The 23,691-nt window shown below is 42.5% G+C and carries 21 protein-coding genes and 1 other annotated feature; of the genes, 4 read left to right on the top strand and 17 right to left on the bottom strand.

What is annotated here, in order from left to right; genetic code table 11:
- Positions 1 to 143 precede the first annotated feature (143 nt).
- Positions 144 to 593 (bottom strand): OsmC family protein, encoded by a 450-nt coding sequence (locus tag LROSL1_RS05650; RefSeq protein ID WP_017261710.1) that lies wholly within the window; start codon positions 591 to 593, stop codon positions 144 to 146.
- A gap of 407 nt (positions 594 to 1,000) precedes the next feature.
- Here LROSL1_RS05650 and LROSL1_RS05645 point away from each other — a divergent pair, with 407 nt between their 5' ends.
- Positions 1,001 to 1,948, top strand: a complete 948-nt coding sequence (locus tag LROSL1_RS05645) for a glycosyltransferase family 2 protein (protein WP_178914004.1) — start codon at positions 1,001 to 1,003, stop codon at positions 1,946 to 1,948.
- 49 nt (positions 1,949 to 1,997) lie between these two features.
- Positions 1,998 to 4,574: a YfhO family protein gene (locus tag LROSL1_RS05640; RefSeq protein WP_178914003.1), complete on the top strand. Its 2,577-nt coding sequence runs from the start codon at positions 1,998 to 2,000 to the stop codon at positions 4,572 to 4,574.
- 102 nt (positions 4,575 to 4,676) lie between these two features.
- Here the strand turns inward: LROSL1_RS05640 and LROSL1_RS05635 are convergent, their stop codons facing one another.
- Positions 4,677 to 4,898, bottom strand: coding sequence for a DUF5960 family protein (locus tag LROSL1_RS05635; RefSeq protein WP_017261707.1), 222 nt, complete (start codon positions 4,896 to 4,898; stop codon positions 4,677 to 4,679).
- 263 nt (positions 4,899 to 5,161) lie between these two features.
- On the opposite strand from LROSL1_RS05635, the gene LROSL1_RS05630 reads away from it, so the two are divergent.
- Positions 5,162 to 5,845, top strand: coding sequence for a YoaK family protein (locus LROSL1_RS05630; RefSeq protein ID WP_017261706.1), 684 nt, complete (start codon positions 5,162 to 5,164; stop codon positions 5,843 to 5,845).
- 223 nt (positions 5,846 to 6,068) lie between these two features.
- On the opposite strand, the gene LROSL1_RS05625 is transcribed toward LROSL1_RS05630, so the two are convergent.
- The gene (locus LROSL1_RS05625; RefSeq protein WP_017261705.1) at positions 6,069 to 6,545 is read right to left on the bottom strand and encodes a nucleoside 2-deoxyribosyltransferase; all 477 of its coding nucleotides are present in this window, start codon (positions 6,543 to 6,545) and stop codon (positions 6,069 to 6,071) included.
- Positions 6,546 to 6,798: 253 nt separating this feature from the next.
- Here LROSL1_RS05625 and LROSL1_RS05620 point away from each other — a divergent pair, with 253 nt between their 5' ends.
- On the top strand, positions 6,799 to 6,978 hold the full coding sequence (locus tag LROSL1_RS05620) for a hypothetical protein (protein WP_404825466.1): 180 nt from the start codon (positions 6,799 to 6,801) through the stop codon (positions 6,976 to 6,978).
- A 135-nt stretch (positions 6,979 to 7,113) separates the two neighbouring features.
- Here LROSL1_RS05620 and LROSL1_RS05615 read toward each other — a convergent pair whose 3' ends face one another.
- From LROSL1_RS05615 to nrdR, 14 genes are all read right to left on the bottom strand, one after another.
- Entirely contained in the window at positions 7,114 to 7,701 is a 588-nt protein-coding gene (locus LROSL1_RS05615) for a TetR/AcrR family transcriptional regulator (RefSeq protein WP_017261703.1), read from the bottom strand.
- Positions 7,701 to 8,648, bottom strand: a complete 948-nt coding sequence (locus tag LROSL1_RS05610; RefSeq protein ID WP_178914002.1) for an alpha/beta hydrolase — start codon at positions 8,646 to 8,648, stop codon at positions 7,701 to 7,703. Before LROSL1_RS05610 ends, LROSL1_RS05615 begins: the two co-directional genes overlap by 1 nt.
- Before the next feature lie 235 nt (positions 8,649 to 8,883).
- Positions 8,884 to 10,443 carry a glutamine-hydrolyzing GMP synthase gene (guaA, locus tag LROSL1_RS05605; RefSeq protein WP_178914001.1) on the bottom strand — a complete coding sequence of 520 codons (1,560 nt, stop codon included), beginning with the start codon at positions 10,441 to 10,443 and terminating at the stop codon, positions 8,884 to 8,886.
- A 31-nt stretch (positions 10,444 to 10,474) separates the two neighbouring features.
- Positions 10,475 to 11,623 carry an IMP dehydrogenase gene (gene guaB / locus LROSL1_RS05600; protein WP_178914000.1) on the bottom strand — a complete coding sequence of 383 codons (1,149 nt, stop codon included), beginning with the start codon at positions 11,621 to 11,623 and terminating at the stop codon, positions 10,475 to 10,477.
- Positions 11,624 to 11,850: 227 nt separating this feature from the next.
- Entirely contained in the window at positions 11,851 to 12,204 is a 354-nt protein-coding gene (gene rplT, locus LROSL1_RS05595) for a 50S ribosomal protein L20 (RefSeq protein ID WP_017261697.1), read from the bottom strand.
- Between the two features lie 51 nt (positions 12,205 to 12,255).
- Positions 12,256 to 12,453, bottom strand: a complete 198-nt coding sequence (gene rpmI, locus LROSL1_RS05590; protein WP_017261696.1) for a 50S ribosomal protein L35 — start codon at positions 12,451 to 12,453, stop codon at positions 12,256 to 12,258.
- A gap of 26 nt (positions 12,454 to 12,479) precedes the next feature.
- Positions 12,480 to 13,010 carry a translation initiation factor IF-3 gene (gene infC / locus LROSL1_RS05585; RefSeq protein WP_081495841.1) on the bottom strand — a complete coding sequence of 177 codons (531 nt, stop codon included), beginning with the start codon at positions 13,008 to 13,010 and terminating at the stop codon, positions 12,480 to 12,482.
- Positions 13,011 to 13,042: 32 nt separating this feature from the next.
- Positions 13,043 to 13,166, bottom strand: a sequence feature (ribosomal protein L20 leader region).
- Between the two features lie 49 nt (positions 13,167 to 13,215).
- Entirely contained in the window at positions 13,216 to 14,496 is a 1,281-nt protein-coding gene (locus LROSL1_RS05580) for a uracil-xanthine permease family protein (RefSeq protein ID WP_017261694.1), read from the bottom strand.
- Positions 14,497 to 14,743: 247 nt separating this feature from the next.
- The gene (locus tag LROSL1_RS05575; RefSeq protein ID WP_178913999.1) at positions 14,744 to 16,393 is read right to left on the bottom strand and encodes an ABC transporter transmembrane domain-containing protein; all 1,650 of its coding nucleotides are present in this window, start codon (positions 16,391 to 16,393) and stop codon (positions 14,744 to 14,746) included.
- Positions 16,394 to 16,749: 356 nt separating this feature from the next.
- Complete coding sequence (gene thrS / locus LROSL1_RS05570; RefSeq protein ID WP_017261692.1) at positions 16,750 to 18,699, bottom strand: threonine--tRNA ligase; 1,950 nt, start codon at positions 18,697 to 18,699, stop codon at positions 16,750 to 16,752.
- Positions 18,700 to 19,073: 374 nt separating this feature from the next.
- Positions 19,074 to 20,378: an NCS2 family permease gene (locus LROSL1_RS05565; RefSeq protein WP_049973575.1), complete on the bottom strand. Its 1,305-nt coding sequence runs from the start codon at positions 20,376 to 20,378 to the stop codon at positions 19,074 to 19,076.
- 458 nt (positions 20,379 to 20,836) lie between these two features.
- Positions 20,837 to 21,772 (bottom strand): primosomal protein DnaI, encoded by a 936-nt coding sequence (dnaI, locus tag LROSL1_RS05560; RefSeq protein ID WP_017261690.1) that lies wholly within the window; start codon positions 21,770 to 21,772, stop codon positions 20,837 to 20,839.
- Between the two features lie 2 nt (positions 21,773 to 21,774).
- Positions 21,775 to 23,154, bottom strand: coding sequence for a DnaD domain protein (locus tag LROSL1_RS05555; protein WP_178913998.1), 1,380 nt, complete (start codon positions 23,152 to 23,154; stop codon positions 21,775 to 21,777).
- A gap of 29 nt (positions 23,155 to 23,183) precedes the next feature.
- Entirely contained in the window at positions 23,184 to 23,657 is a 474-nt protein-coding gene (gene nrdR, locus LROSL1_RS05550) for a transcriptional regulator NrdR (protein WP_178913997.1), read from the bottom strand.
- Between the last annotated feature and the right edge of the window lie 34 nt (positions 23,658 to 23,691).

Raw genomic sequence — 23,691 nt, 5'->3', positions numbered from 1 at the left:
CTTTACTGGAATATTCAGTCTAAACATTTTCAGAACAAAGTAAAGCAAAACGCTCACTCGTCAGTAAACAAACGAGTGGGCGCTGTCCAATGGAAAAATAGATTCAATTCTAAAGTAAGTGGGATCACTGCCAGACTAGCGCATTATTCACCGTAGTTTTCAGTGTCCTCATCATTAAAAGCGTTAACAATCCTAAAATTGACATTATCATTTGCCTTTAACAATTTCGCGACTGGACACTGATTTAATGCATCATCCAAAACAGCTTGGGCATCCTCTTGATTCTCATTTGGAAACATAACCTGAGCATCAACGATAAACTTATATCCCACTGTATCTTTAACGATATCAACCCTTGTTCGAACCTGAGTATCCTGGGGTATGTGACGTTGCTGCTCAACAATTCGTAACGTTGCGTTAAAACAAGTGCTCAGTGCAAATCCAATAAACTGTTCTGGGTTAGTGCCCGATGCGGAAACTAAAGAGCTACTAACACCTAACGACAAACCTTCGTTACCTTCAACAAAGCTTTGCCCAACTAAGCCGTTCTCATTAACCACGTGAGTATGATAGAGCGAACCTTCTACTGCCATCGTAAAACGCCTCCTATTACCTAAAACATCTTTGCTTAACTACACAGCAAATTTACCGACATTCGTAAGGATTCGCAATTAATCATCATTCAGAAACTATCAGCAAGCTTTTTTGTTCAAGTGCAGTTGATAACGTTTCCTTACAAATCAGACGTTGAATGGACAAGTGAACTCAATTTTGCAGTTTTCTCAAACACAATTGCTATATACATTTCCTAAAATCGTCTATGACATAAAGCATATTAACAGTGTTTTTATGTGATGACCCCCACTGATCGTCAGTAATGCCGGCTTTTGAGTAAGTTTATATCGTTTGTTGGACTTTATCGTTTATAATTAAGTATAATTATCAGTAGACCATAATTTAAAAGTTCAAACTAAACACATAAGGTAAGGAAGTAAACCCGTTGTCAAAACAAGTCATCTCAATTATTGTTCCTTGTTACAATGAGGAACCAACAATTCCACTATTCTATCCGGCAGTTCAAAAAGTTTTCGTCAAACTACGCGAACAGTTCCCAGGCTTTGAGCCCGAGTATTGGTTCATTAATGATGGATCAACGGATAACACATTAACTGAATTGCGCAAACTGCAACAACAAGATGTTGATCATGTTCATTATGTCTCGTTTTCCCGTAACTTCGGAAAAGAATCTGCACTTTATGCTGGTCTACAGCACGCTACTGGTGATTTTGTTGCCGTCATGGATGTTGATTTGCAAGATCCTCCTGAATTACTCATCCAAATGGTTTCAGGCATTCAGAATGAGCATTATGACATTGTCGGCTCTCGTCGTGTCACACGTAAAGGTGAGCCGCCAATTCGTTCTTTCTTCAGTCGCGCATTCTACCGAGTCATCAATCGGATTTCCCAAACGCACATCGTTGAAGGTGCAAGAGATTATCGTCTAATGACACGCCAAGTGGTCGATGCCATCTTATCAATGGCTGAAGTTAATCGTTTTTCAAAGGGAATTTTCAGCTGGGTTGGCTTCAAAACAAAGTACATTGAATTCGAAAACCAGGATCGAGTCGCTGGTGACACGCATTGGTCATTCTTTCAATTGTTTAGCTATTCTCTAGAAGGCATCATTGATTTTTCTGATGCGCCTTTATCCATTGCCTCATATACTGGATTCTTATCTTTCTTTGCCGCCTTCTTTGCGCTAATCTTCATCGTCATTCGTGCGCTTATTTATGGTGATCACACCGCTGGTTGGCCATCACTTGTATGTATCATCCTTTTAATTGGCGGGCTTCAATTATTCTGCCTTGGCATTTTAGGCAAGTATGTTGGTCGACTTTATTTGGAAAGCAAGCATCGTCCAATCTACATCGTTAAGGAGGAAAAGTAAGATTTTAAATCAATATCCACAATCGTCCAAACCTGAAATCCCTCAAACTATGAATCAGTATGTCCGTCAACGTTTTCAATACGATATGACGGCTTTTGTCGTTCCAATGATACTTGTTGGTTTAGTATTTTGGGCACTAGGAATTACGCCATTCGGTAGTCATAACCTCCTAATAAGCGATATGGGCACACAGTATGTAGCTTGGTTAACACAATTCCGGCATGCAATTACAACTGGTCAATTCTCGTTTTATTCGTTTAGTCTATCTTTGGGCGATAATGCTTTTCCATTAGTAGCGTATTACATGCTAAGCCCGTTTAATCTATTGTTGTTCTTCTTCCCGGCCAATCAGGTGCCACTGGCAATAGCTTTCATTATCTTATTAAAAGTTGGCACTATTGGCTTTAGTATGAGTTATTATTTGCGCCGCGTGTACCATAATACACACTGGCAAAACCTCATATTTTCAACAATCTTTAGTCTTAGCGGTTTTGTCGCGACTTACTTTTACGATATCATGTGGCTGGATGCCCTTATTTTGTTGCCGCTGGTTATCCTGGGACTTCGCCGATTAGTTAACAACAAAGGCACTGTCCTTTACTTCTTTGCATTGTGGGCAACTATAGTCACTAACTATTATTTAGGCTACATGACTTGCCTGTTCGCGTTGACCTATTTTGTTTACTTTACAATTGATCAGCAAGCGGAAAAGCAATCATGGAAACAATGGTGGCAACACAATGCACGAGCAATCAAACGTTTTCTTATTACCTCTGTTTTGAGTGGTGTAAGTACCCTATTCGTCCTAATACCGACTCTATTAGGCATGCTTAAAACGAGCAAGCAAAGTCTATCGTGGCAGGCCTTCCTGCCTACGCCTCAGTTTGGCTTAGACGCTTTCGCACAGCTCGGGCTGAACGCAGCCGACTATCCACAACGCTTAGAACATGATCCCAGCATATTTGTGGGCAGTTTCGCACTGTTACTCGTCCTTTTATTTTTCCTAAATAAGACCATTACCAGTCATCACAAACGGACAACCGGTACTTTACTAGCCTTTCTTGGGCTCAGTATGTTTTTAACGCTGTTTAACACTATCTGGCACATGATGCAGCAGCCGAACGGATTTCCGTTTCGTGACGCCTACTTTTTCACATTCATTGTTGTAATTAGCGCATACGAAGCTTGGCAAACAGACGCTTTCAAACAAAACCGATTAGTGCTGCGTGCAGCATTGATTGCATTAGTGATGCTAGCTATCGGTTATCTGACAGCTATGATTGCTCAGCCAATCGTTCGACGCTGGGATGACTTGGCGAACTTTTACGTCAGCCCGAAGTACTGGCTAATTGCGACAGGCTTTATTGTCTGTATTGCCGGTTTGCTCGTTTTATACAACAACCAGCATTGGCGTCGTTTAGCCCTTTCTGGTATTGTTCTCGTAACTGTGTTTGAATTGTCCGCAAACTTCTATTTCGGTCTCAAACCCGCTCAATTTGGGAATCAAACCATTTATCAAAAGAATTTCACGATTGAAAAAAACTATTTCAACAAAATCAGACGTGCTAGTCACGCCTTTTATCGAGTCGACAATAGCAACTCATTAATTAACGCTGCATTTGGGGAAACCTATAATAATTACAATGACCCGTTGCTTTTCAATAGTCATGGTATAGATTTATATAGTTCCACCTTGAATGAATCAACACGTGTCATGTTAAATCGACTCGGCTTTTACAGTAAAAATGAGCGTCGAATAAGTTCCGAAGGTAGTACTCACCTGACCAATGCACTATTTGCAGTGAAATACCAGTTGCAAATGACCCCCCATGACTATGATCTGATTGTTCACGATCATGCACTGCCGCTGGGATTTGCTGTGAATGATAAATTACTGAACGTCAAACTCAAGGGCGGTGCGGCCCTAGAAAATCAAAATAACGTTTGGCAGGCCATCACCGGCCGTAACGTGCGTTATTTTAAATCAGTCAATGTCCGGCGCACCGGCTATGAATATAAAAACAAACAGTACCGCTATCAGTTAATCATCAAACCGACTGCCACGGGTACGTTGTACGCCTACTTCCCTAATGTTAGCGTGGCAAACGCCAATATTCACGTCAACGGAACTAAGAAAACAACACGGTTAGATGTCAGCACACAGGCAGTACTATCGTTAGGGCATTTCAAAAAAGGCGAACGTGTCCATATCAATTTAACTAGTAAAACGCCGCTAACACATCTTTCACAATCGTTGCAGACACTGGACCAGCAATCCTTCAACCAGTCCCTGATTGACCTTCATAAATCGACTTTCAAACTTGATCAAGACTGGCGGCCAGATCACTTGCAAGGCACGATAACAGCCACTAAGAAGAAAACATTATTATTCCTGAGCATTCCTAAAGACAATGGTTGGCACGCTTATGTTGATGGCAAGCAGGTATCAATTGATAAAGTTGTCGGCAACCTCAGTGCCATAAAATTGACGCCAGGTGTACATCGCGTACGTTTAACTTACAGGGCGCCCGGTTTTCGTTTAGGACTCATCATCAGCCTCTTAAGTTTTGCCCTCTACCTCCTATCCTTGTGGATACGCTTTCGTAAAAGAAGAGGATCAGTCTAAACAAACCATGAATAAATCAAATTCACAATAAACGACATTCATCAAAAAAATCATCGCTAAGCAGACAAATTGCGTTTGCTTAGCGATGATTTTTTAACATGATTAACGTGTTGTAAGGTACGTATATGTTTGATCTTCATTTTGCTTAAACGTGAACTCATGATCACGATGATCGTTAGCGCGCCATTTCGACACTTCATAATGCGTCGTAGTAGACATTTGCAATCTATTCACCACAGCTTCAATCAAATATTGATCATCCGTGTAGGTTCCGCGTAAAATGTTCTTCAACTCAGTTAAAAAAGTTTCTGCATTTGTAATCACGTGCAATCGCTCCTTTTTAGTCATTGGCAATAGGATACAGATTTCACACGTCAATGTCCATTAAAATTTTGATTAAATCACTCACTTTGTAATTTTATTGTCAAACCAAATCTCAGGGTAATATGTTTAGTTCGCAAAGTAATCCTCTTCACCCTATTCATTAACTGACTCTTGTTTTAAAACAAATATTTTTACCAGCAATAAATTCAAATTTTGGCTACAATATGCCTATTAAACTTAGAAAAAGATAAAGAGGCGCAAACATGAAAAACGTACGTCAGCCGATTTATGAAACCCTCCTAATTGGCACCTTATTGGCTGGTGTCGGTGGCTACCTGGACGCTTACACCTATATTCTTCACAACGAAGTGTTCGCAAGTCTTCAATCGGGGAATGTTATCTTACTGGGATTAAATTTAGCCAACGGTCATTTTGCTAAAGCAATCACATACATTATTCCAATCTTCTGCTTCACACTGGGCGCCGGGCTAGCTAACTTGGTGGAACAATTTTTTCACCGTCCCGGAGCCGTAATTTGGCAGGAACTTAGTATCATTGCCGAATTAGTTGGTATTTTAATAATCGATCTGTTTATTGGCTATATCCCCGGTTCATTTATTACTAGTGGCCTATCCTTATTTGCTGCTTTCCAAGTTCATACATTTCGAGTCATGAATAATCATCCATACAATACAACCATGACCACTGGCAACTTACGAACTGTCGGTGCAGCATCGTTAAATTTGCTCTTCCGACGCGGCAAACTAACCACTAACTGGATTCTACTAAGAGATAGTTTTTGGGTGGCCACTAGTTTTGGCATTGGCGCTTTCATTTCCACTAAACTGACAAATGCTATCGGACCGCAGGCATTGTTAGGCAGCGTCTTGATTCTAATTTTCGTACTCATTTTAATGATTTGGGATCAACGCGGTGGGACTGCATAAACGAGATTGGAACAAACCACCTCAGCTTGAATCTTAGCGCAACAGCAACAAGCCATTTTTCTTCAACCGTCAAAGTTCGCGCGGATTAAAAATTGCCGCAAACGCGAGACATACACTGCGTTTTACTTGTCTAACATAAAAATGATGTTCATGGGAGAAATCATCCATGAACATCATTTTTATGACACCTGAGAAAGCCCAATCGTGTTAAGTTTTGCTTTCTTTAAAAAATTTTCATATCTGTATATTTTGTTGGCAGATTATTAAAGTCATATGTGGCAAGTCCCTGTTTAATCTTGTCACCCGTATACATTGCCGTCAATGAACGCACAAGCATCAGGTTAAGCTCATTTTCTGGGTGAAATTGAACCATGATTACTGGAATGTGCCATGCCCAGGCAGCACCAATTTCAAAAATGGTACCAGCATCAGGTTCAAGATTTTGTTCCTCATATTTATAATCTAGAATCGCAACTACGACATCGGCACGTTTGACCTGACGCATATCGCTCGCAAAGACAGAATCTTGCCATTCAAACGAGCCAAATTCTAGACTTTCCTCTTGGTGTTCTTGGGGAATAAAAATGCCATCTGCATCAATTGTTTTGTTTTGACGTAATGATGTCACCACAGTATTAATACGGTCACGTTGTTCATCAGTGAAAAACGGACTAGCAAGGTAAACACGGTTTTTATACATGAAAAATCTTCCTTTCATAAATGGCAATATTACGTTATTATACCGGATTCTATTTGAAAATGGACGATGAAATATGAATCATTTTTATTGCTGAATTGAAAACGGCTTCATTTTTTCAGCAACATGACTTTACCTCTGCCTCGACAATGCTATACTTTAGTTGTTAACAACGTAAATAGTTAACTGTCCAACCCTGATGACATTAAAAGCTGACTAATTGTGTGGAGGGATTTTCATGGATAAAGATGAAATTATGGACAAGGCTAAAGATCTTGTAAGCGGCGGCAATATCGACGACGCAAAATCATTTATCGAAGATCACAAGGACGACCTTGGCGACTACTATGACCAAGCTAAAGACTTACTTGGCGGTGGCGCTTCCGGCATCATGGATAAGCTTGGCGGCTTGTTTGGTGGCAACAACGACAATTAGGTTACACGCCAATTTAGAATTCGAATTGGCCTTATAAGCAAAAAATAGACCCGCTAATTACTAGATTAACAGTAATTAGCGGGTTCTTTATGTTACATAAAAAAACAGATAAGATAACTTGTTCAATATTCTAAGTTAGGGCTGCGGGTTAATCAGAATTGCTCGACGAGATAACATTTTGATCCGATCAAATGGAACATCCTGCTCATTAATTAGACCATTGTTAAGTGCAACCACGTATTCAATGACTGGCGTATATGCATATGACATCAAGACTTCAAAGGTCACCGGCACAAAGACCCCGTTTTCAACACCATTTTGGGTTAATTGTTGAATCGGCTCGTAACCTAAATATGACTCTTCGGCTGTAACCCCTAATTGTTTTAAAATCGGTGATTGATTAAACTCACGTATCAACAACATATTTTCAAGATGATGTTGCGCATAGTCATACACTAACGCCATAAACTTATCCAATTCAGCAGTTGGATCTCCGTTAGGATCAAACGCAGTAATGACCCTAGCAACATCCGCTTTGCGATCCAAATAGAGCGCTTTTAACATGTCGTTTTTATCTTCAAAGTAAGTATAAAGTGTTCCTGAAGCAATTCCTGCTTCTTTCGCAATTTTACTTAGCGATACGGCAGCAATACCCTCGTTCATCATAATTTGACTCGTCGCCTGAAGAATTCGTGCTCGCTTCGTTTCATCCCTACCACGCATTACAATGTCTCCCCTACATGTTGTTTGATAAACTGCCAAGCCGCTTGACGTGTCTCAACCGCTTCTGGCAACTTAGGTTCCCAATTAAATCCATGCCACATGCCTTCCCGGATAACTGCAGTTACCTCGACATCAGCGTGACGCAACTTTTCGCTAAAACGAGCGACATTGCTGAGCATTATATCCCGAGTGCCAGTGCTCATAAAAGTCGCGGGGAACCAGTCACCAACTTCCCCGTACATGGGAGAAACGATTGGACTCTTCGGATCATTAGCTCCAATATACGCTTTTGCCAAACGAAGCGCCATTTTGGCTGAACCAACATCACGTTTTTCGTTAAAAATCGATGAATCTCCATTACCAGAGATATCCAACGCTGGACAAAATAGTACCATTGCTGCCGGCAAACGTAGGCCTTGCGCATGAGCCTGTTCGACCACTGCCGCCGCGATGCCTGAACCTGCTGAACTACCCATCATCACAATCGGACGATTGCCAACTGTCTCTATTAAACCGCGATAAAAGCTGAGCACTTGATTAACGATTTGCGGAGCCTGTGCCTCAGGAGCTAAGTCATAATCGACCGAATAAACTGGCAACTGTGTTTCGGTTGCAGCTAACAAAGCTGTTCGTTCACGGGCCGTCCCCATAATAAAACCACCGCCATGAATGTTCAGAATAACTGGGCCATCTTTCTTAACACTGGCTCCGGTTATCCTGAGACCAGTAACGTCATTCAGTGTCAGTGGCGTTGTTGTTAAATTTCCAGCCTTGATAAGACTCTGTTCAATAGGATTTTCACCAGAATGAAACTGTGTACGAATTCGGTTAATGAGACGTGGCGTAATTTTAATGAACCCCGGTAAATTGAAATACTTAAAGCCGGCTAACATTTTTTGTGCCGATGGCGAAACCGTGGCTGTCTGCGCTGTTTGTAATTTTGTCATAGTGATCCCTCTTTATTAATTGATTGATTGATTAATTATTAATTGAATATATCTTAATCGATCAATCAATTAAAGTCAAATATAATTTTCACGCAATCATAATAGCTGTAACAAAATCCTTCAAAACATGCCCAAGCCGTCCGATTATATCCGTTTTTGAAATCCTCCGGCTATAACAAAATCAGCCATTATCAAGGGATAGACACCCATAGATAATGACTGATTTTTTTCTAGGCTATTCGTACTCAATCGTGGCAGGTGGCTTACCGGTGATGTCATACAGTACGCGGTTAACTCCCGGTACTTCATTGACGATCTTGGTCGATACCTCACCTAACACGGCCCAAGGAACTTCTGCAAACTCAGCAGTCATGCCATCAACACTAGTCACGGCACGAATAACAATCGCTTCATCATAAGTACGTCCGTCACCCATGACTCCAACACTGTGAATGCCTGGCAGTGCAGTAAAGTATTGCCAAACGGTTTGATCCAACCCGGCTTTAGCAAATTCTGCACGTAAAATCGCGTCGGATTCCCGCACCAATGTCAACTTTTCGGGCGTTACTTCTCCCAGCGTCCGAATAGCAAGTCCTGGACCGGGAAACGGTTGGCGCCAAACAAGGTCATGTGGCATGCCAAGCTGTTCACCTAATTCACGAACCTCGTCTTTAAACAGCTTGTTTAGTGGTTCAATCAATTTAAACTGAAGGTCCTCTGGTAGTCCGCCCACATTATGGTGCGACTTAATTGTCTGAGCAGTATCGGTTCCAGATTCAATGACATCTGTGTAAAGCGTACCCTGTGCTAAAAACTCCACGCCATCTAACTTACGGGCCTCTTCACTAAACACATCAATAAATTCTTTACCGATGATTTTACGTTTGCGTTCAGGATTGGAAACGCCTTTTAAAGCTCCCAGGAATCTGTCACTGGCATTCACAGCGACAATATTGACGCCAAACTTACCGTTAAGACTGTCGAGCACTTGTTGCGCTTCATCCTTGCGTAATAGACCATGGTCGACAAAAACCGCGGTTAATTGATCACCGATAGCCTCATGTAAAAGGACAGCGACAACACTGGAATCAACACCACCTGAAAGACCCAACAATACTTTTTTATCACCAACAGTTTGGCGAATGTTAGCAATTTGCAGATCAATGAAATCACGCATGGTCCAGTTGGCTTTGGCACCAGCTACATCGAAAACAAAATGTCGTAAAATATCATTACCGTTTTCTGTCAAACGGACTTCGGGATGAAATTGCAATCCGTAAAATCCCCGTTTAACATCCTGCATGGCGGCTGTTGGGCAGTTGGCACCGGTTCCGATTTGCTCAAAACCATCTGGCACAGTTTTGACGTAATCACCATGACTCATCAAAACTTCTTGATCTGCCGCCATTCCCTTAAATAAAGGTGAATTGGTGTTAGTGATGTGCATTTCTGACTGACCGTAGTCGCCATTATCTTCAGCTGGCGCAACCACACCACCGGCGAGGTCCTTCGCCATTAACTGCATCCCGTAACAAATACCGAGAATTGGCAAACCCATATCATAAATTGCGGGATCAACCGTTAAAGCATCCTCACCATAAACACTATTCGGTCCACCGGAAAAGATTACAGCCTTAGGATTCATGGCCGCAAGCTCAGTGGCTGAAATTGTGTGTGGCTTTAATTCTGAATACACACCGAATTCACGAATTCGTCGTGTAATCAGTTGATTGTATTGACTACCAAAATCTAATACAATCACCCGATCAAATTTAGTTTGGTCCACTGTTTGCATGTTTTTCTCCATTTTTAAATAGTTAACTGGTCTAATTACGCTTGTAGTTTGGTGCAACCTTTGTGATTTGAACATCGTGTGGATGTGATTCAATCAATCCAGCATTAGTGATCTGAACAAACTGAGCCTTTTCAATCAAATCATCAACAGTATGCGCCCCCGTGTAGCCCATGCCTGACCGCAAACCACCAATCATCTGGAACAAAACATCCGCTACGGCACCTTTATAAGCCGTTCGGCCTTCAATACCTTCTGGCACAAGCTTCTTTTCTTCCTTAACGCCACTTTGGAAATAGCGGTCAGAGGAACCATGTTCCATGGCAGCTAAGGAACCCATGCCGCGATATGTTTTATACTTTTTGCCGTCGTCAGCTGTGAAGACTTCGCCAGGTGCTTCATCGGTACCAGCCAACATGCTGCCTAGCATAACTGCGTTACCACCGGCAGCTAGCGCCTTAACAATGTCACCGGAGTACTTGATGCCGCCGTCAGCAATAATCTGTTTGCCATATTCAGCAGCCACCTGAGCAGCATCGAAAATGGCAGTAACTTGAGGAACACCCACACCAGCAACAACCCGTGTTGTACAAATCGAACCTGGTCCAATACCAACCTTGACCACGTCAACACCAGCGTCAAACAAAGCTCGGGTGCCAGTAGCCGTCGCAACGTTTCCGGCAATTAATGTCTCTTCTGGGTATTGCTCACGAATCTGAGCAATCTTGTCCAGCACGCCTTTTGAATGACCATGCGCTGTGTCGATGATAATTGCGTCAGCACCAGCGTTAAACAGCGCCTCTGCGCGTTCAAACGTATCTGCTGTAACACCGACAGCCGCTGCAACCAGCAAACGACCTTGAGCATCGACAGCGGCCTCAGGTGTGGCAGTAGTATCAACTGTTGTCGCTTTAACTTTGCTAACTTCGGCAGCTTGGTCATCCTTACTCATGTTTTTATGAATAACCCCTAAACCACCCTGTTGTGCCATCACTGTTGCAAGGCGTGCTTCGGTCACCGTATCCATACTGGCACTTAAAATTGGGATATTCAGCTTCAAGTTTTTTCCAAGTTGTGTATGCAATTCAACCTGATTTGGTAAAACATCACTTGCTGCAGGAATCAGCAGTACATCATCAAACGTTAATCCCTGTTTGGCAAATTTCTCGTTCCAGTTGGTCATGGTGAACAATTCCTCCTAATGAAATAAATTGTTACTAATTTATCAGGTTCAGCCCATTGTCGTCAACAGCCAGACCCGAACGATAGATTATATTTTGCTGTGAATCATCCAGAGACGTTGGTCAAACTGATAACCAAGGCTTTTTTAGACAGCGGTTAATCGTCATTTCCGTACAAAAAAAGCACCCACTCTTGAACATCTTTCAAGAATGAGTGCTTAATCATGGATTACTTAAGTGCTTTAGCAGCTTCTTTAGTTAAAGAAGTGAACGCACGTGGGTCGTTAACGGCCAAGTCGGCTAACATCTTACGGTTCATTTCAACGTTAGCTTCCTTCAAGCCATGCATCAACTTGCTGTAGCTCATGTCGTTTTGACGAGCAGCGGCATTGATCCGAGCGATCCAGAGTTTACGGAAGTTACGCTTCGTGTTCTTACGGTCACGGTAAGCATATTGCCATGACTTCCAAACTTGTTGCTTAGCAACCTTAAATTGAATATGCTTTGGGCCACGGTAACCCTTAGCTAATTTGATCATCTTACGGCGACGTTGCCGTGTAACACTTCCACCTTTAACACGCATAATTGCATCCTCCAATAATTGACCAAGTCTGGTCAGATTCCTGTTTAAAAACTACTTGGTCAACAATAACTTCTTGTATGTCTTAACCGTAGTTGCGTCCATCATCTTAGTTCCACGTAATTGGCGACGTTGCTTCTTTGTCTTACCGTGGAAACGGTGACTTGTGTAAGCGTTGGCGCCGATAAAGCCGCCCTTTGCAGATTGTTTGAACCGCTTAGCAGCGGCACGGTTTGTCTTTTGCTTTGGCATAAGAATGTCCTCCTAAATATTGATAACTATTTTTCTGGTTTTGGTGACAGTACTAAGAACATACTTCTACCATCCATCTTAGCTTGTTGTTGAACGTCAGCTACTTCTTTAGTTGCAGCTGCCATCTTGTTCAACACGTCGCGGCCGATTTCTTTATGCGTGATTGCACGACCCCTAAACCGAATTGAGACACGCACTTTGTTACCCTTTGACAGGAACTTTTCTGCATTCTTCAATTTAGTGTTGAAGTCATTCTCGTCAATCGTCGGACTAAGACGAATTTCTTTCATTTCGACCGTCTTTTGATTCTTACGAGCTTCACGCTGCTTCTTTTGTAACTCGAAGCGGTACTTTCCATAATCCATGATTCTGGCAACTGGTGGTTTTGCCTTAGGGGCAACCAGAACCAAATCTAAGTTTGCATCATCCGCAAGCTGTTGTGCTTCTCTGGTCTGCTTAACCCCGAGCTGGTCACCATTAGCGGCAATCAACCGAACCTCGCGGGCACGAATTGCGTTATTTACCAAAGTATCTTGAGCTATGGTATTCACCTCCATAAAATTCTAAACGAATCAACAATGGTGAGATTTAAACAGAAAAATAGCGGATGGCCATCGCCACCCGCTGTCCGCACTGAAACAGTACGGTTCAACTCATCTTTAGCCCGGCAACAAAATTACCAAGGCGAGAAGCGGGTGCTTCTGCTTTTCTCAACAGTTAATAAGTCTACAGGAGCTACTTGGCTTTGTCAAGCGTATTCGACTACGCCCTTTCACTGGCAGCTTCCTGTGGTAGCACTAAGTTTAACACAATTCCTAAAATCGTCGCAAACGCTAATCCAGTGAACTGAAAATTGCCTAGTTGCAGATACGCATTACCAATTCCAATGACCATCACGGACGATGCAATCATCAAATTCCGTTTCTTGCCCAGATCTACATGATGATCAATCATCACAGAAACACCACTGGTCGCAATCGTGCCAAATAACAAGAAACTGATGCCGCCAATTACCGGTAGCGGCATGGCCATAATCAAGACATTCAGTTTGTTAATGAAGGCAAAGATAATTGCAAACATGGCAGCACCCATCAACACATAAACACTGTGTACCTTAGTAATTGCCATCACTCCGATATTTTCACCGTAGCTGGTAACTGCCGGTCCACCAATCAGTCCCGCAACGATAGAAGCCGTGCCATCCCCAGCGAGCGTTCTGTTTAGACCTGGATCCTTGAAGAAATTTCGGTGTGTAAGATTATCCAGCACCATAATGTGCCCCATATGCTCCGTCATTGTAACAAACGCAATGGGTGCAATGGTCACAATCGCCCCCCATTCCAAGTGAAAATGATAGGTTAATCCAGGCACCTGAAATTTGGGTAACTTAAACCATGGTGCCACAGCAATCGTATGTAGATCAACGATGCCAGCAAATACACTGATCAAGTAACCACACACAATCGCCAACAATACAGGAATTAAACCCAATGATCCCTTTAAAAACATGTTAAAGAAAATTGCCAGCAATAATGTGGTCATCGCAATTGCAAAGTATTCCAAATTATAATGACCGTTTTTCATCATTGCATCTGTCGCCGCACTTCCGGCTAAAGAGAGGCCAATGACCATGACAATCGGCCCGACAACAATTGGCGGTAGTACCTTATCAACCCAATCAGAGCCAATCATGCCGATCAGTAATGCGACAATGAGATACACAGCTCCGACCGCCACGACACCTTGCCCAATGCCTGGATACCCCGTGGTCTTCATTAAGGCGAGCATTGGTGTAATAAACGCAAAGCTCGATCCCATGTAAGCCGGAATCTTTCGCTGGGTGATCATAATATGTAACAGCGTACCTACCCCAGATGAAAATAAAGCAATGCTTGGACTAAGACCAACCAGTAACGGCACAATAACAGTTGAGCCAAACATTGAAAACATGTGTTGAATCGATAAACCTACCCATGGCCAGAATTTAGGCCGATCATGGATATCCAACACTGCAGCGTCATCGTGAAATTCTTTTTGCGTCATTTAAAACGCTCCCTTCCTCACTTCACGCGAACCCGTCCCGGCCTAGACGTTTGATCATCCAAATAAAAAAGACCACTCACCCGGAAGGCAAGTGGTCTGGTTTACGTGTGAAGATGTACTAGAATTGCACAAATCGCGCTATTCTAAACGTCACAACAGCCGTTCCCTTGTTAGCCTCACAGGACTACATTAAAGGTTCATCATGTTGAGTAAATCATAAACAACTTCAATCGATCGGTCAAGTAAATTAGTCTAGTGATACCGCCGAGACACGTTTGTCGTGCACTTCGAAAACTTTATCAGCTGCTTTCAATAATGACCTGTTATAACTATGCGTAATGTAAATAAAGCCAATGTTCAACCTGAATAGACGCTTCTCGATTGTTTCAGCTGTTTTATGATCTAGCCCACTGGACAATTCGTCAAAAATCATAAACCGTTTGTGCGTTAATAAATTGCGAGCTAAGCCGATACGTTGTCTTTCACCGCCCGACAGCGGTCCACCTTGAGTATGAAGAATCATACTCAACCAAGCATTAGTGTGAGCGTGCCCATCAACCGTTTGTAGCTCAGCCCGGTTTAACGCATCGATAAGCTCTCGATCAGTGTATTGATCACTAAACATCGTTAAATTATCCCTAACTGTACCGTCAAAAATGAACGTTTGCTGGTTCTGATAGCCGATCATCTTAGCAATATCTGCGGACCGGCCAACGATTGGTGAGCGACCATCAACAAAAATCGAACCAGCCAACAATGGTCGGTAGCCAAATAGAGCGTTGATTAATGTAGACTTCCCAGATCCACTATCACCAATAATGATGACTTTATCTGATTGATTAATCTGTAAGTTAACGTCTTTCAGTAGTGGTCTTGTATCTTTATCTGCCCCGCCAATCGTCGCGTGAACATAATTGATGAACACATCGTTCTGTTCTGGCAACTGAGCAAGTCTTTCATTATTTTGGGGCACCGCTTCAATAACCAAACGTAGTTGTTGATAAGCACGTTGGCCACCGAAAAAATCAGAAAAAACATCTGCCGCCGTTTCCAATGGAAATGAAATTTGAACCGATAACTGCGTAAAAGTCATAAACGCAGCTAACGTTAAACTGTGGTTCAAAATAAAGTAACCACCAACGACCCAAGTACCAAAGTAAACTAAATCTCCACAAAACTGTGAAATACCGCTGACAACCTTACGCACCAAAATATCGTGATTCTCGCTAACCTTTACATCCGTTGATATGGACGCGTGCATGTTAATAAAGACGTGCTCACGGCCAAAATTCTTAATTGTTGTTAAACCTGAAAACCAGTTTGTAATCGCACTGGTATAACGATCTAGGTTGTTTAGCACCGGCAGTTTAGCGCGTTTTAATTGTCGCTGTGTTATAAGTGGTAATAATATTGCTGGAACATCAAGACTAATAACAATCAGTGTCAGCCGTACATCCACTATCACGCCGAGCAATATGCCTAAAACAAACTGCATGACTAACGATAAACCAAGCAGAAAATTATTGACGTAGCTCTGCTCAACGACTTCTAGCTTACTCGTCAGTAGAGCCACTTTTTCGCCAACCTTGCGCCGATCACCAAAATCCACCGTTAACATCAATCGTTCAAATATCTGCCGTCTTAAATGACACATTGCACCATTGGTAACCTTACCCTTAAGATAACCACCAATTACGTTTACTAATGCAATAAACGCCGTACATAATAAAGTGATCGTCACAACCTGACCAAAGGACATATTGATTTTACGCGTCATATAAGCCGTTAAAAAAGCAATAATTAACGTATAAGCCGTTGTCACAATCGCATGTATTATCGTCACTAAGAAAAAGAGACTAACTAACTTTTTTTGAGGTTTAACCAATACTTGCCACATTTCAATTTCTCCCTATAAAAATCATCTGTGAATTCATTCAGAGATTAAATGGCGAAATTTAGCTGCGTCAAATGGTCAAAAAATTAAATTATAGATTCGTTCGTTTCTGTGGCCATTCATCATCACACAGTCGAATTTTGTCCATTTATTAAAGGAGAAACTTACATTTAGGCTTTCGCTTCCTTAACATGTGTATCTTCGCTAAATAGACTGTCTTGCATGCAATCCGTTTAGCGAAACATTAGAATAGTATTAGAATATTACAAATCAATAAGTAAAACAATATGAAATGTTCAAATCACAAAAATAAGCGCCGCCAGATTAACGTGGCGACACTTATTGAAACTTAACTGCAATTAATTTTCACGAGAATACGAAGCGATATCGTTCAGAACGTCACTCAGGAAGTCCTTACTTGCTTCACTTGTAGACTCATCATGACCGTAACGACGAACAGAAACCGTGTCATCTTGCTTTTCCTTATCACCAACAACTAACGTGTAAGGAATCTTATGCGTTTGGGCATCACGAATCTTGAAGTTCATCTTTTCATTACGATCATCGACCGTTACGCGCACACCGGCAGCTGCTAATTGTTTACGTAACTTCTCAGCGTAATCGCCTTGATGTTCTTCACTAACTGGAATGATAGAAACCTGATGAGGCGCTAACCATGTTGGGAAAGCACCCTTGTACATTTCTGTTAAGTAAGCAGTGAAACGTTCCATCGTTGAAACCAATCCGCGGTGAATCATAACAGGTTGATGTTCTTCACCATCAGCACCGACATAATGAAGATCAAAACGATCAGGCAACATGAAGTCTAACTGAATGGTAGACAATGTCTCTTCATTGCCCAAGGCTGTCTTAGTTTGTACATCCAACTTAGGACCATAGAAGGCTGCTTCGCCTTCAGCTTCAACGTAATCAAGGCCAAGATCATCCATGGCACCCTTCAACATCTTCTGAGCCTTTTCCCACATTTCGTCGTTGGCAAAGTATTTTTCGGTGTTCTTAGGGTCACGGTAGCTCAAACGGAATGAGTAATCCTTAATGTCAAAGTCTGCATATACTTCAACCATTAAGTTCAAAATACGTTTGAATTCATCCTGAATTTGATCAGGAGCAACGAATGTGTGACCATCGTTCAATGTCATTTCACGGACACGTTGCAAACCAGATAACGCGCCAGACTTTTCATAACGGTGCATCATACCTAATTCAGCAATCCGCAATGGCAATTCACGGTAAGAACGAATGTGATGTTTGTAAATTTGAATATGACTTGGGCAGTTCATTGGACGCAGTTCCAACATTTCACCATCACCCATGTCCATTGGTGGGAACATGTCCTCACGATAGTGTTCCCAGTGACCAGATGTCTTATAAGCATCCAAGTTCATGAGAACTGGCGTGTAAACATGTTCATAACCATGCTGAATTTCCTTGTCAATAATGTAACGTTCAATGGTACGACGAATCGTTGCGCCATTTGGCATCCAGTATGGCAGGCCGGCACCGACTTTAGGATCAACAAAGAACAAATCCAAGTCGTTACCAATCACACGATGATCGCGTTCACGAGCTTCCTTACGGCGAACATCGTCGGCATCCATGTCTTTTTGATTGAAGAAGGCTGTCCCGTAAACCCGTTGCAACATTGGGTTAGATGACTTACCTTCCCAGTACGCGCCCGCAACAGACAGCAACTTAAAGATCTTGACGTCACCAGTTGATGGCATTTGAACACCATCACTTAAATCAACGAAATCACCTTGACGGTAAACAGCAACCTGACCATCATTGGCAGCGGCTGCTTGCTTAACCAATTGTGTTTGATAAGGGTCCCCATCAACCAATTTAAGCGCGTCAGCCTCAGCCAACACTTCACGGGAAATTGGCAAGTTAGCCTTCACAATCTCCTTCATTTTGGCTTCAATGGCTGGCAAGTCATCTGAACTAACTTGGTGATCGGCATTGTCCGTATCAAACGAAAAACCGTCATCACTGGCCTCACCTTGACCAAAATGCATTTCTGGATAAAGTTGGTGAAGCGCGTTGGCTAACACTTGAGATGCAGTGTGGCGAAGTACAGTCAACCCTTCTGGTGTATCTTTCGTGACAATTTCAATCTTGCCATCTTCCGTTAACGGTGCTTCATAATCAACTAACTCACCGTTAAATTTTCCGGCTACAGCCTTTTTAGCGAGGCTAATGCTGATTGACTTGGCAACATCTGCCGTCGTTGAGCCATTGGCAAACGGCTTAACAGCGCCGTCTGGAAACGTAATCTTAATATCTGCCATTCTGCTTTTCCTCCTTGAAATTACACCTTGCAGTTCTGCTTATTTATGACATGAAACAAAAAACGTCCCTAACCGCAATCGCGGTCAGGGACGTCATCAACGTTGTTCCACCCAAAATTCACAGTTAGAGCATATCGCGCTCAATAACTGCCTCTAGTGACCAATAACGCGGTCAATCGGTCCAGCTTGATCACCGGACGCTTGAATCAGGGGTAACACCACTTAACACCTGCATCCTTCCACCACCGGACGCTCTCTAAGAGGTTTGTTAACTGACATCATATCTGATTGGTTTACAAAACTTATTAAACCACAAAATAATTGCTTGTCAATCACTAGACGATAAAATGACTCGGAAAAATCGGGCACAAAAATTAATGATTGACGTTTAAAATCCACATGAAGCCAATGAAGACAAAGAACAAGACGTACATTAACGGATGAACTTCACGACCACGTTTGGCAGCAATCATTGTAATTGGATAAGTGATGACACCCAGCGCTAATCCGTCTGAAATACTGTACGTCAACGGCATGCCCAAGACAATTAAAAACGATGGAATCGCAATTTCCATTTTTGTCCAATTAATTCGTGCCAACGACTGCGCCATCAGTACCCCAACGATAATAAGTGCGGGCGCTGTCACCTGACTAGTCACGACCGTCAAAAGTGGCGAAAAGAACATTCCAAGGACAAACAAAATACCAGTTGTGATGGCAGTTAAACCACTTCGTCCACCAACAGCAATCCCAGCTGATGATTCAACGTACGCACCAACCGGTGATGTACCTAACACAGAGCCTGCCAGCATCGCTGTAGAATCAGACATCAACGCTTTACCAACTCGTGGCATTTCGTTGTTTTTCATAAAGCCCGCCTGCTGGGCAAGCCCCACCAACGTACCCGCCGTATCAAAAAAGGTTACTAACAGGAACGTCAACACAACTACCCACATTTGAACGGAATTAATATCACCAATGTGCTTAATGCCAACGCCAAATGTTGGTGCCAAACTTGGTGCGCCAGCAACCAACTGATGTGGCATCGGAATCAATTTCGTTATGAGTCCAACAATTGCAGTGGCCGCCATCCCGATAAAAATACCCCCAGGGACACGCATTACCATTAAAATCGATGTCAAGATGAGACCAAAGATCGTTAGCCAAGTTGTCGCTGTGGAAAATGATCCTAAGCCAACCACAGTTGACTTGTTGGCGGCAATCAAACCACCATCATGCAGCCCAATAAAAGCAATAAACAAACCAATACCACTCGAAATCGCATACTTTAAATCCGATGGAATCGCATTAATAATCATTTCACGAAGCTTAAAGATTGTGATTACCAAGAAAATCAGCGAAGCTACAAACACCCCAGCCATTGCCGTCTGCCACGGAACTTTCATTCCGATGACAACTGAGTAAGCAAAAAATGCATTAATACCCAGCGCGGGAGCGGTCGCAATTGGATAACGTGCTAGAACTCCCATCAGAATACAGCCGATGGCACTAGCCAATGCCGTTGCCGTAAACACAGCGCCTTTATCCACACCCGCGGCTCCTAAAACACTCGGGTTCACAAACATGATGTATGCCATTGAAATAAAAGTTGTGAATCCCGCTAGCATTTCTCGAGGAACAGTCGTGTGCAATTCATCCAACATAAAATAATGATTCATTTTTTCAATCACGAGTACAGGCTCCCTTAGATAATTATTCCTAAAATTCACATAACGGCCGTTAGCGATTGTTCGGATATGATTCATTGAAGAACGAGTAATATCGTATCATTTTTATTATTAAATGTAAAACACGAACGTATTTTATTTAAAGTCGAACTTTATCTGCAAAATGTAGTACGAATTCCGTTAAAAGCTGAACTTTCTTATGATTTTGACTTGAAACTGCGCCAAATTCCTAAAGTGAACCTCTTTAACCGTTATTTATGATCCGTTGCAAACGAAAAAGCTGTGACATAAGTTTGTTTAGAACGAATAATGTGAGGCATATCGCGCTCCAAAATCCTGAGAATTCCGCTTAACCCAAAACTGACCCATTCCCAAAGTTCAGGAATAGGTCAGTTTTATATTAATGCTCGTTCTCAAGTCGAACTTGTGTCACAACACTCTTAAATATTTTATTGTGGCCGACGGTTTGGTCCCTGAATCACGACCTCGTGGCTTAGGAAACGAATTCGCTGCATTAACCGCGCAGCCTTAACTTCTTCTTTTTCACCACGCTGATTAATTGAGAGATGCTGATCTGACAACTGTTGCATAGAAAAGTTTGAACTGAAGAAAGTGGGCAATTCCTCTTGCATTCGATACTCTAAAACAACACCTAACACTTCGTCGCGCACCCATGAGCTCATCGAATCCGCGCCAATATCATCAATCATCAAGATTGGCGCCTGTTTAATAGCATCAACCTTTTCGGCAACATTATTTTTACCAATCGAATTTTTCATCTCCACAGCAAAACTGGGAAAGTGAACTAACGTTGACTGGTATCCCAATGTGGCGAGTTCATTGGCAATAGCGCCGAGTAAAAATGTTTTGCCGACTCCAAAATTGCCATAGAAGTACAGACCTTGATGAAATTCATGCGGTTTTTGTGAATAGTCAGCCACAAATTGCATCGCTTGCCGCAGTGCTTTAGCACGCTGCTCCTCTTCACCGTCCACGTTGTAATCACCAAACGACGCTTGTTCAATCATTTTCGGCATGGAAACTGCATGAACGCGCTTCTTAAGCATTGATCGTTTTTGGGCAAGTAGCGTGTCTTCCGTGGGTTCGTAAGTCACTTCCACATAATGGTCACTGACCACTAATTTTGGTTCGTATCCAGGTGCAAAAACTTGGTGACCAGCACGTAATTTATCACGCTGGCTCACATATTCGTACAATTTGGACCCATTACGTTCCAAAACATCCTCTGCCAACTCATCTTGATGTGCCTTAATGAACGCTTGTACATCGGGATCATTAATCGCATTTGCAATCAACCGTTGGTAATCAGAGTTCAGATTCTGGCGATTAAGTAAATCGCGCATTGATTTTCCTAAGTCCTGCATGATTATTGATCCTCCTGATTCTTTTTAGCCTGATTTAAACGTTGACGTAATTTTTGAATTTCATTAGCGTCATCTTCAGAAGCAGCCACTTCTGAAGTTGGTGTCTGTGACTGAGCGTTCCAATCCGTCAGTTGTTCTCGTGCCCTAGGTGCTCGACCATTTTGACGTTGAATCCGTTGCGATTCCTGCTCTTCCTTGTAGTTTCGCATGTGATCAATTGCTTGCTCTGGCGTCTGCACCTTAGCCTTTGCCCAATCATTAGCGACTCGATCAACATCATTAAGATAAAGGACATTTTTATCGCGATCACTGATAAGGTAGTAAATCAGCATGTTCACCACACTGGGCGCAAACAAGTGTCGATCCATGAATTTAGCCAAAACACGTTGTTCGCCGTCGCTAACATACTGATTCTTTTCAGTCTTTAAACTGGCCAAGAAGTCAGCTGGTGCATACGCTTTAACGGCTGCTACCAATGCTTTTATTTGTGCCTGATCCTGATTGTCACCGGTTGTTGTCACTGGTTGTGTTTGAACATTCTGGGCGTCACCATCGCTTGAGTTCACAGAATTGTCCACAGCCTGAGTCGCTTGAAATTGAGCAGCAACGACTTGTTTGAAACGGTTAGCGTCAAACTGATTTGTTGTCACGCTTGTCGCCTGGACAATAAAGTTAGCTAAACTTCGCTCATTTAATCCATACATCGTCGCTTCAGTAGCAATTAAATCACGTTGATTCATGACTGAATCCAACTCAACGTACTCTCGTTTTAAATAATCGCTTAGCAGTTTGAAGTCAACTTGAACCAAGCTAGATTCACGCTCAGCACGATGATTATCGGACTGAATCGACAACTGCGCTGGTCGGTTAGTTAATTGAGCATCACTCATATGAAATACGGTTAAAAAATCAGCTGATACATTTTTCATCTGGCTTACGTTAACCGTCGGCTGTTCAAATTTTGCCAACAGTTCATCATATCGTGTTTGACCAACCGATTGTAAAAGCAACACGCTGAGTAAATCATCAGCAAAAAAGGCAGTCGCCGAAAGTGGCGACTGCAGTTGATAAGCGTAAACATCCCCTAGTGCGTCTTGCTGGTAAAAACTATCCAACAAGCCGGCTGCTTCCAACCGCTTACGGGCAGCCAGAAAATGATCCAAATCCAATCGCAACCATGTCAACAGCTCACTGTGTTGACGACGATTAGACAACTGGGGGCGCTGACTAGCAAACGTAGTCAACCCTGTGTATAAACCAAATGCAGTAACACCCAATATCGGTGCGTACAACGTTTGCCAGCTCAACAGATGCTGCTCGTCACGAGGTGGCAGTGTAACCACAAATCCTGACCGCGGTGTTAAAGTTGGTGCAACATTCATGACTGACACTCCCTTCTTGTATTCAGCAATTAACGTTTATCCGAGTGTTTGTCCCGTTCAACCATTTCTTTCATTTCATCCAAAAAGACACTCATGTCCTTAAACTGACGATAGACACTGGCAAACCGAATATATGCAATCTCGTCAACATCAGCCAACTCATTCATAACGTACTCGCCAATCAGCTGACTTGAAATTTCATTCTCACCCAGTGCGCGGACCTTTGACTCAACCTTATCAACTACGGTATTCATTTGCTGCATGGTAACCGGTCGTTTTTCTGCAGAGCGAATAATGCCGCGAAGAATCTTCTCGCGACTAAATTCCTCACGGGTGCCATCTTTTTTAATGACTAATAATGGGGCTACTTCAACCCGTTCAAACGTTGTAAATCGAAAACCACATTTTTCACACTCGCGTCGTCGACGAATCGCCTGACCCTCTGCGGTCGGACGACTATCAACAACTCGGGTATCGTTATGGTGACACCGTGGACATTGCATAGCCTGTCTGTGCTCCTTTAATCAATACTAAATC

Source organism: Furfurilactobacillus rossiae (assembly GCF_013394005.1).
In the GTDB taxonomy this organism is placed as follows: domain Bacteria; phylum Bacillota; class Bacilli; order Lactobacillales; family Lactobacillaceae; genus Furfurilactobacillus; species Furfurilactobacillus rossiae.
The sequence above is the reverse complement of the archived record's forward strand: the minus strand, read 5'-3'. Positions and strand labels throughout refer to the sequence as shown.

Bases quoted from the DNA above. Each gene is read 5' to 3' on its own strand.
- LROSL1_RS05630 (WP_017261706.1), top strand. From the start codon at position 5,162: ATGAAAAACGTACGTCAGCCGATTTATGAAACCCTCCTAATTGGCACC.
- LROSL1_RS05565 (WP_049973575.1), bottom strand. From the start codon at position 20,378: ATGAATCATTATTTTATGTTGGATGAATTGCACACGACTGTTCCTCGA.
- infC (WP_081495841.1), bottom strand. From the start codon at position 13,010: ATGGAGGTGAATACCATAGCTCAAGATACTTTGGTAAATAACGCAATT.
- guaA (WP_178914001.1), bottom strand. From the start codon at position 10,443: ATGCAAACAGTGGACCAAACTAAATTTGATCGGGTGATTGTATTAGAT.
- LROSL1_RS05625 (WP_017261705.1), bottom strand. From the start codon at position 6,545: ATGTATAAAAACCGTGTTTACCTTGCTAGTCCGTTTTTCACTGATGAA.
- rplT (WP_017261697.1), bottom strand. From the start codon at position 12,204: ATGCGTGTTAAAGGTGGAAGTGTTACACGGCAACGTCGCCGTAAGATG.
- LROSL1_RS05580 (WP_017261694.1), bottom strand. From the start codon at position 14,496: ATGACGCAAAAAGAATTTCACGATGACGCTGCAGTGTTGGATATCCAT.
- LROSL1_RS05575 (WP_178913999.1), bottom strand. From the start codon at position 16,393: ATGTGGCAAGTATTGGTTAAACCTCAAAAAAAGTTAGTTAGTCTCTTT.
- LROSL1_RS05555 (WP_178913998.1), bottom strand. From the start codon at position 23,154: ATGAATGTTGCACCAACTTTAACACCGCGGTCAGGATTTGTGGTTACA.
- dnaI (WP_017261690.1), bottom strand. From the start codon at position 21,772: ATGCAGGACTTAGGAAAATCAATGCGCGATTTACTTAATCGCCAGAAT.
- guaB (WP_178914000.1), bottom strand. From the start codon at position 11,623: ATGACCAACTGGAACGAGAAATTTGCCAAACAGGGATTAACGTTTGAT.
- LROSL1_RS05640 (WP_178914003.1), top strand. From the start codon at position 1,998: ATGAATCAGTATGTCCGTCAACGTTTTCAATACGATATGACGGCTTTT.
- thrS (WP_017261692.1), bottom strand. From the start codon at position 18,699: ATGGCAGATATTAAGATTACGTTTCCAGACGGCGCTGTTAAGCCGTTT.
- LROSL1_RS05610 (WP_178914002.1), bottom strand. From the start codon at position 8,648: ATGACAAAATTACAAACAGCGCAGACAGCCACGGTTTCGCCATCGGCA.
- LROSL1_RS05615 (WP_017261703.1), bottom strand. From the start codon at position 7,701: ATGCGTGGTAGGGATGAAACGAAGCGAGCACGAATTCTTCAGGCGACG.
- LROSL1_RS05650 (WP_017261710.1), bottom strand. From the start codon at position 593: ATGGCAGTAGAAGGTTCGCTCTATCATACTCACGTGGTTAATGAGAAC.
- rpmI (WP_017261696.1), bottom strand. From the start codon at position 12,453: ATGCCAAAGCAAAAGACAAACCGTGCCGCTGCTAAGCGGTTCAAACAA.
- LROSL1_RS05620 (WP_404825466.1), top strand. From the start codon at position 6,799: ATGGACAAGGCTAAAGATCTTGTAAGCGGCGGCAATATCGACGACGCA.
- nrdR (WP_178913997.1), bottom strand. From the start codon at position 23,657: ATGCAATGTCCACGGTGTCACCATAACGATACCCGAGTTGTTGATAGT.